At 39.1% G+C, this 8,580-nt stretch carries 6 protein-coding genes and 1 rRNA gene; 5 read left to right on the forward strand and 2 right to left on the reverse strand.

Going from position 1 to position 8,580, the window contains the following annotated elements; translation table 11 throughout:
* Positions 1–78 precede the first annotated feature (78 nt).
* Positions 79–2,238 (forward strand): ATP-dependent zinc metalloprotease FtsH, encoded by a 2,160-nt coding sequence (gene ftsH / locus C240_RS08110; RefSeq protein WP_271494156.1) that lies wholly within the window; start codon positions 79–81, stop codon positions 2,236–2,238.
* A gap of 87 nt (positions 2,239–2,325) precedes the next feature.
* Here ftsH and C240_RS08115 read toward each other — a convergent pair whose 3' ends face one another.
* Positions 2,326–2,901 carry a Sec7 domain-containing protein gene (locus C240_RS08115; protein ID WP_271494159.1) on the reverse strand — a complete coding sequence of 192 codons (576 nt, stop codon included), beginning with the start codon at positions 2,899–2,901 and terminating at the stop codon, positions 2,326–2,328.
* On the reverse strand, positions 2,891–3,232 hold the full coding sequence (locus tag C240_RS08120) for a PadR family transcriptional regulator (RefSeq protein ID WP_271494162.1): 342 nt from the start codon (positions 3,230–3,232) through the stop codon (positions 2,891–2,893). Before C240_RS08120 ends, C240_RS08115 begins: the two co-directional genes overlap by 11 nt.
* A gap of 209 nt (positions 3,233–3,441) precedes the next feature.
* Between C240_RS08120 and hslO the strand changes: the two genes are divergently transcribed.
* From hslO to C240_RS08140, 4 genes are all read left to right on the forward strand, one after another.
* Positions 3,442–4,338 carry an Hsp33 family molecular chaperone HslO gene (gene hslO / locus C240_RS08125; protein ID WP_271494165.1) on the forward strand — a complete coding sequence of 299 codons (897 nt, stop codon included), beginning with the start codon at positions 3,442–3,444 and terminating at the stop codon, positions 4,336–4,338.
* 12 nt (positions 4,339–4,350) lie between these two features.
* Entirely contained in the window at positions 4,351–5,355 is a 1,005-nt protein-coding gene (dusB, locus tag C240_RS08130) for a tRNA dihydrouridine synthase DusB (protein ID WP_271494169.1), read from the forward strand.
* A gap of 94 nt (positions 5,356–5,449) precedes the next feature.
* The gene (gene lysS, locus C240_RS08135; protein WP_271494172.1) at positions 5,450–6,946 is read left to right on the forward strand and encodes a lysine--tRNA ligase; all 1,497 of its coding nucleotides are present in this window, start codon (positions 5,450–5,452) and stop codon (positions 6,944–6,946) included.
* A gap of 595 nt (positions 6,947–7,541) precedes the next feature.
* Positions 7,542–8,580: ribosomal RNA gene (locus tag C240_RS08140) — 16S ribosomal RNA — on the forward strand; the annotation flags it as partial.

The raw sequence follows: 8,580 nt of genomic DNA on the forward strand, positions 1-8,580 counted from the left end.
GTTATGTTACAATGTAATGGTCAGAATTGATAAAAAAACGTAAATTAAATTACGAACAATAGCCAAAGGAGGACAGGCATGAATAAAAAGAATAGCGGCATGAAAAATGGCCTATATTATGTACTACTTATCTTGGCAATGGTCATGGTTGTTTATTTCATCTTCGGAAATAACAATCCCCAGTCGCCAAACATTGAATTTTCGACCTTCAATACTCAATTAGATGAAGGCAAAGTAAAAGAATTAACAATTCAACCAACAAATGGTGTTTACAAAATTACAGGTGAGTACAAAGAAAAACAAGAAATCCAAAATACAGGCGGTCTGTCTTTATGGGGATCAACTGAAGTATCTACAAAATCATTTACAACGATTGTTTTACCAAGTGATATCACATTATCCGGCATTCAAGATATGGCCCAAGAAAATAATGTGAAATTATCCGTTAAAGAACAATCAACAAGTGGAGCTTGGCTTTCTATCTTATTTAGCTTCTTACCGATCGTGTTATTTATCTTCTTGTTCTACATGATGATGGGACAACAAGGTGGCGGCGGTGGCGGTGGTGGCCGTGTGATGAACTTTGGTAAATCAAAAGCCAAAGAAGCCGATAAAAAAGCTAATCGCGTACGCTTCTCTGACGTAGCCGGAGCTGAAGAAGAAAAACAAGAATTAGTCGAAGTTGTGGAATTCTTAAAAGATCCTCGACGCTTTGTTGAACTAGGCGCACGTATTCCAGCAGGTGTTCTTTTAGAAGGTCCTCCAGGAACAGGTAAAACATTGCTTGCAAAAGCTGTAGCCGGTGAAGCAGGCGTACCGTTTTATTCTATCTCTGGTTCTGATTTCGTTGAAATGTTCGTCGGTGTCGGTGCCAGCCGTGTCCGTGATTTATTTGAAACAGCGAAGAAAAATGCACCAGCGATTATCTTTATTGATGAAATTGATGCAGTCGGTCGTCAACGTGGCGCTGGTATGGGTGGTGGACACGATGAACGTGAACAAACACTTAACCAATTGCTTGTTGAAATGGATGGATTTGATGGTAACGAAGGCGTAATCGTTGTAGCTGCAACTAACCGTTCTGATGTCTTAGATCCAGCCTTATTACGTCCAGGTCGTTTTGACCGTCAAATTTTAGTTGGTCGTCCGGATGTTAAAGGTCGTGAAGCGATTCTTAAAGTTCATGCCCGTAACAAACCATTAGCTGATGACGTTGATTTGAAAGTTGTCGCTCAACAAACACCAGGTTTTGCCGGTGCAGATTTAGAAAACGTCTTAAACGAAGCGGCCTTAGTAGCAGCTCGTCGTAATAAAAAGAAAATTGACGCATCTGACGTGGATGAAGCAGAAGATCGCGTAATTGCAGGACCAGCGAAGAAAGATCGCGTAATCAACAAAAAAGAACGTGAAATGGTTGCTTACCATGAAGCTGGACATACAATTGTCGGTTTAGTCTTAAGCCGTGCCCGCATCGTCCATAAAGTAACTATTATCCCTCGCGGACGTGCAGGTGGATATATGATTGCTTTACCAAAAGAAGATCAATTCTTAATGACAAAAGAAGATATGTTTGAACAAATCGTTGGTTTGCTTGGTGGACGTACAGCAGAAGAAATTATTTTCGACGTACAGTCTACAGGTGCTTCAAATGACTTTGAACAAGCAACAGGTATTGCTCGCAGCATGGTGACTGAATATGGAATGAGTGACAAATTAGGTCCAGTTCAATATGAAGGAAATCACCAAGTCTTTGTAGGTCGTGACTACGGTCAAACCAAAGCTTACTCTGAACAAGTAGCGTTTGAAATTGACCAAGAAGTTCGCCGTATCTTGATGGAAGCTCATGATAAAGCACGTGAAATTATTGAAACACATCGTGCACAGCATAAATTAATTGCTGAAAAACTATTAGAGTTTGAAACATTAGATGCTCGTAGCATTAAATCATTGTTTGAAGATGGTGTAATGCCGCAAGATGTCATTGACAGCCAATTCCCAAGTGAAAAAGCTCAAACTTTCGAAGAAGCAAAACGTGCATTAGAAGAAAAAGATGCACAAAAACAAGCTGAAGAAAAACACGATTTTGAAGAAGATAAAAAAGAATTAAATGACGAATCAAAAGAAGTGAAATCAGAAAGCGAAAAAACTGAAGAAGAAGTTCAATCTGAAGTAAAAGCTGAAGAAGATAAAAAAGATTCTGATTACGATCGCAACAACTTTGAAGATCGTTATAAATAAGAAGAAATAGATAAAAAGGACTGAAACGTAACTCGCAGAGTTAATGTTTCGGTCCTTTTTGACGTAAGCATTAATTTTTTAAGTATGTTATTTTCTTGAAGAGGGTGTAAGCAACGCATTAGCGAGTAAGCCAAAGCTTGTTCCAACTAATATGCCGACACCAATACCTACCAACGTATAGATCCACCCTGCATTCATAAATTCTCCAACACCGCCACCGCCTAAAAAGCCGATTAAAGCACCAAGGGTAAGTCCTAAAAGAACAAAACCTGCATAAAATAAACCGATAATTTCATAATCAGCAGGATCGATAGTTGCATAGTATTGAGCGAATTGTTCTTGTAGCTTATCTGATTGATCTGTCTGACTTGAAAATGTAAGCTCTGCGCTTGCTTTCTCAAAAGCTTCTTGTTCCGTCATACCGCTTGCTACTAAATCGTTGATGTAATCATTCATATATAGAATCATGTCATCTTGGACTTCACGGCTTTTAATAGAAGTATTTTTAAAACGTGATAATCGTTGTCCCATCTTATCTCGATTTTTTCCAGCCTTTCGACGTAATTTTTCCATATAGGTCATCTCAGCGTTGTTTAAATAGAGTATTGATTGTTCTTTTGCGAATTTATTGATTTTTTGTTGTGTATTTTGATTAATTGTCATTGTTCTTCTTCCCTTCATACTTCAATTTTTCCACTCGTTCAGATAAAAATTGCCATCTATCCCAAAATTCTAAAAGTTCCTTTTCTCCGTTTTCGTTTAAACTGTAGAACTTTCTGGGTGGTCCGAGCTCGGATGGTTTTTTAGTAATAGTTACCATCTTATTTCGTTCAAGGCGCAGAAGAATTGTATAGACTGTTCCCTCTGTCATATCAGTAAACCCCATAGCCGTAAGTTTTCGTACGATTTCATAACCATAAACTTCATTTTCACTGATAATCTGAAGCATCATTCCTTCTAGAACACCTTTTAACATTTCGCTTAATTTATCCACTTTATCACATCCAATCATTACTATGCACAAGGTACCATGTAATGCTAAGTACATGTACATAATAATGCTAGGTACTGAAATTGTCAATAAGTATGCTGTATTTCTTGCTTGAAATAGCTTATTAAAATTATTTAGTTGAAAAAATAGCTAAATCCTAGTATTATCTGATAATGAGTCAGAAAAAGTCCTAGTGAGAAGAGGAAACAAAAATGGAAGATTATTTAGTAAAAGCATTATGTTATGAAGGATCAATTCGCGCATATGCCGTTTGCGCAACAAATACAATTTCAGAAGCACAAAAACGTCATGATACATGGAGTTCGTCAACAGCTGCATTAGGTAGAACAATGGTAGGTGCATTGTTGTTAGGAGCTACACTAAAAGGTGATGATAAATTAACTGTAAAAGTTCAAGGAAACGGACCAGCGGGATCAATCATTGTGGATAGTGATGGTAGTGGAAATACTAAAGGTTACATAAAAAATCCTCACGTAAGTCTTACACTTAATGAAAGTGGGAAAATCGACGTTCGTGGTGCCGTAGGAACTGAGGGCGTATTTACAGTTATCAAAGATCTTGGGTTAAAAGAAACATTTTCTGGTCAAACACCTATCGTATCTGGAGAAATTGGTGAAGACTTTACGTATTTCATGGCAGTTTCAGAACAAATTCCATCAGCAATTGGTTTAAGTGTGCTAGTAGATACAGATGAAAGTGTTAAAGCTGCTGGCGGATTTATGATTCAAGTAATGCCAGGAGCCGATGAAAAAACAATTGATTTTATTGAACAACGTTTGCAAGAAGTTCCGATGATTTCACGTTTGATTGATGAAGGTGAATCACCTGAAGGGATTTTAGAGCGCTTATTAGGTAAAGACGAAATCAATATTCTTGAAAAAATGCCAGTGCAGTTTAAATGTGATTGCTCAAAAGAAAAATTTGGTACGGCGATTATCGCTGTTGGTCTAGATGAAATTAATGCAATGATTGATGAAGATCACGGGGCCGAAGCAGTTTGCCAATTCTGCGGAAATAAGTATCAATATAGTGAAGAGGACCTAATCGAGTTAAGAGATGAAGCCCTTAAAAACACTCGTGAAAACTAGGAGGAAATCCTTATGTGGAAAATAGGCAACATCGAAATTCCTAATCCTGTTGTTGTAGCACCTATGGCTGGTATTAGTAATGCAGCTTTTCGTGTTACGGTAAAAGAATTCGGCGCAGGTCTAGTTGTTTGCGAAATGATTAGTGACAAAGGAATTCATCAAAGAAATAAGAAAACTTTGGAAATGTTATATATTGACGATCAAGAATACCCATTAAGTGTACAAATATTTGGTGGAGACAAAGAGACACTTGTCGAAGCAGCAAAATTCGTTGAAGCAAACACGAAAGCGGCGATTATTGATATCAATATGGGGTGTCCTGTAAATAAAGTTATCAAAGCTGAAGCTGGAGCAAAATGGCTTTTAGATCCGAATAAAGTTTATGAAATGGTTGAAGCCGTTTCATCAGCAGTAGAATTACCGGTAACAGTTAAGATGAGGACTGGTTGGGATGAAGATCATCTATTTGCAGTAGAAAATGCGTTGGCCGCAGAAAAAGCTGGAGCTGCTGCGATTGCTATGCATGGTCGGACAAGAGTCCAAATGTATGAAGGCAAAGCTAACTGGGATGTCTTAAAAGAAGTAAAACAACATTTAACAATTCCTTTTATGGGAAATGGTGATGTACGTACGCCAGAAGATGCCAAACGCATGCTGGAATATGTGGGGGCTGATGGTGTAATGATCGGCAGAGCTGCTTTAGGAAATCCATGGATGATTCAACGAACAAAACATTATCTTGAAACAGGTGATTTAATGCCGGAGCCAACGCCGTTTGAAAAAATCGAAACGGCTAAGGTCCATTTGCAGCGCTTAGTTGATTTAAAAGGTGAAAAAATTGCAGCTAGAGAATTCCGTCAACATGCAGCTTACTATCTAAAAGGGATTCCCCGTGCAGCGAAAGTAAAAGCAGCTATTAATCAATCAGAAACTCAACAAGAAATGATTGATTTACTGGAAGCGTTCATTGAAAAAGCAGAAAAACATGCTGAAAAAGAAACAATCAAAACAAACTGAGAAAAAAAGCGAGCTGAAATCAAAATTCGGCTTGCTTTTTTTTGTTTTGCTGTGGCATTATAAGGGTATGTGAATTCAGAATGGAGGAAATAAAGTGGCAGATGAACAACAAGCGCACATTGAAGAGTTAAATGATCAAATGCTTGTGCGTCGTGAAAAAATGGAAAATCTACGTGAAGAAGGGATTGATCCTTTCGGGAAGCGTTTTGACCGTACACATAATTCAAAAGAACTTCATGAAGAATATGACCAACATTCAAAAGAAGAATTAAGTAATATGGATTTATCAGCTAGTGTTGCAGGTCGTATGATGACGAAGCGCGGAAAAGGTAAGGCAGGTTTTGCTCATTTACAAGATCGCGAAGGTCAAATTCAAGTTTATGTACGTAAAGACCAAGTTGGTGATGAGTCATATGAGCTATTTAAACAAGCTGACTTAGGAGACTTTTTCGGAATCACAGGTCAAGTTATGAAAACTGATACCGGTGAAGTCACTATTAAAGCTCAAACAATTGTTTTGCTTACAAAAGCTTTGCGTCCGTTACCAGATAAGTATCATGGACTGACAAATATTGAACAACGGTACCGTCAACGTTATTTAGATTTAATTAGTAACAAAGACAGTTTCGACCGCTTTATGAAACGAAGCCAAATTATTAGTGAAATCCGCCGCTATCTTGATGGCAATGGCTACGTTGAAGTTGAGACACCTGTACTGCATAACGATGCTGGCGGAGCAGCAGCTCGCCCGTTTATTACACATCATAATGCTCTGGATATGGATTTATACTTGCGTATTGCACTAGAACTACATTTGAAACGTCTAATTGTTGGCGGAATGGAAAAAGTTTATGAAATTGGTCGTGTATTCCGTAATGAAGGAATTGATACGACTCATAATCCAGAATTTACAATGCTTGAAGCATATACTGCATATACAGATTATAAAGATGTTATGGATTTAACTGAAGGTATTATTCGTAATGCAGCAGATAAAGTATTAGGAACAACAACGATTACTTATGATGGACAAGAAGTTGATCTAGGTTCTGAATTTAAACGTGTGCATATGGTTGATGCAATCAAAGAGCAAACAGGTGTGGATTTTTGGCAGGAAATGTCAGTTGAAGAAGCACGTGATTTAGCAAAAAAACATAATGTAGAAATTAATAATAATATGGCAGTGGGTCATATTTTAAATGAATTCTTTGAAACATTTGTAGAAGAAACCTTGCAACAACCAACTTTTGTCTACGGACACCCAGTGGAGGTTTCTCCATTAGCGAAGAAAAATCCGGAAGATGAGCGCTTTACAGATCGTTTTGAGTTATTTATAGTAGGAAAAGAATTTGCTAATGCCTTTACTGAGTTAAATGATCCAATCGATCAGCGTGGACGTTTTGAAGATCAAGAGAAAGAACGTGAACAAGGAAATGACGAAGCTCATGGTGTAGATGAAGATTTCATTGAATCATTAGAGTATGGTTTACCACCAACCGGAGGGTTAGGCATCGGAATTGACCGCTTAGTTATGCTTTTAACTGACGCACAATCAATTCGAGATGTATTATTATTCCCGACGATGAGATAAAGAGATTGAGAACAGATTATTTAAGTATAATCTGTTCTTTTTTATTTCTGAAAAAACACTAGAAAATCCAAATAATTATAATCAGTTTTCGCGGTAAAAACGAACAATAAACAACAAAAGTAATAAAATAATCGGTAACGAAAAAAAGTTTGAAAAAAATGCAAATTTTAGTTGACCAAAGCTCAGAAACTTGGTATATTATATCTTGTCGCAAGGCACTGATGAAACATGCCGAGTGATGAAAATAGAATAACATTTCAAGTTTCAAAAAAACTTGAAAAATCAGGAAGAAAGTTGTTGACAAATAACAAACAACCTGATAAACTAATGAAGTTGTCGCGGAACATTCGACAACATCAAGCAGAAAAAACTTTGAAACTTTTTTAAAAAAGTGTTGACATCAAATCGAAGATTTGATATGATATAAAAGTTACTGCGAGGTAACAACGTAGACCTTTGAAAACTGAACAAAGTAAGACGAACCAAATGTGTAGGTTGTTTTTACAACGGTAAAAACAACCAACAATTTTTAACAAGCGAAGCAATATGCTAGCAAACAAATGAGCTTAACAATCGCAAGATTGTGTTCAACTTTTATTATGAGAGTTTGATCCTGGCTCAGGACGAACGCTGGCGGCGTGCCTAATACATGCAAGTCGAACGCTTCTTTCCTGCCGAGTGCTTGCACTCACTTGGAAAGAGGAGTGGCGGACGGGTGAGTAACACGTGGGTAACCTGCCCATCAGAGGGGGATAACACTTGGAAACAGGTGCTAATACCGCATAATAGTCGACACCGCATGGTGTTGATTTGAAAGACGCTTTCGGGTGTCACTGATGGATGGACCCGCGGTGCATTAGCTAGTTGGTGAGGTAACGGCTCACCAAGGCCATGATGCATAGCCGACCTGAGAGGGTGATCGGCCACACTGGGACTGAGACACGGCCCAGACTCCTACGGGAGGCAGCAGTAGGGAATCTTCGGCAATGGACGAAAGTCTGACCGAGCAACGCCGCGTGAGTGAAGAAGGTTTTCGGATCGTAAAACTCTGTTGTTAGAGAAGAACAAGTAGGAGAGTAACTGCTCTTACCTTGACGGTATCTAACCAGAAAGCCACGGCTAACTACGTGCCAGCAGCCGCGGTAATACGTAGGTGGCAAGCGTTGTCCGGATTTATTGGGCGTAAAGCGAGCGCAGGCGGTTTCTTAAGTCTGATGTGAAAGCCCCCGGCTCAACCGGGGAGGGTCATTGGAAACTGGGAGACTTGAGTGCAGAAGAGGAGAGTGGAATTCCATGTGTAGCGGTGAAATGCGTAGATATATGGAGGAACACCAGTGGCGAAGGCGACTCTCTGGTCTGTAACTGACGCTGAGGCTCGAAAGCGTGGGGAGCAAACAGGATTAGATACCCTGGTAGTCCACGCCGTAAACGATGAGTGCTAAGTGTTGGAGGGTTTCCGCCCTTCAGTGCTGCAGCAAACGCATTAAGCACTCCGCCTGGGGAGTACGACCGCAAGGTTGAAACTCAAAGGAATTGACGGGGGCCCGCACAAGCGGTGGAGCATGTGGTTTAATTCGAAGCAACGCGAAGAACCTTACCAGGTCTTGACATCCTTTGACCACTCTAGAGATAGA

The organism is Enterococcus sp. 5H (genome assembly GCF_028128615.1).
Lineage (GTDB): Bacteria > Bacillota > Bacilli > Lactobacillales > Enterococcaceae > Enterococcus_L.

What these genes read in the sequence shown, in the direction of transcription:
- ftsH (WP_271494156.1), top strand. Translation starts at nt 79, where the DNA reads ATGAATAAAAAGAATAGCGGCATGAAAAATGGCCTATATTATGTACTA.
- C240_RS08115 (WP_271494159.1), bottom strand. Translation starts at nt 2,901, where the DNA reads ATGACAATTAATCAAAATACACAACAAAAAATCAATAAATTCGCAAAA.
- hslO (WP_271494165.1), top strand. Translation starts at nt 3,442, where the DNA reads ATGGAAGATTATTTAGTAAAAGCATTATGTTATGAAGGATCAATTCGC.
- dusB (WP_271494169.1), top strand. Translation starts at nt 4,351, where the DNA reads ATGTGGAAAATAGGCAACATCGAAATTCCTAATCCTGTTGTTGTAGCA.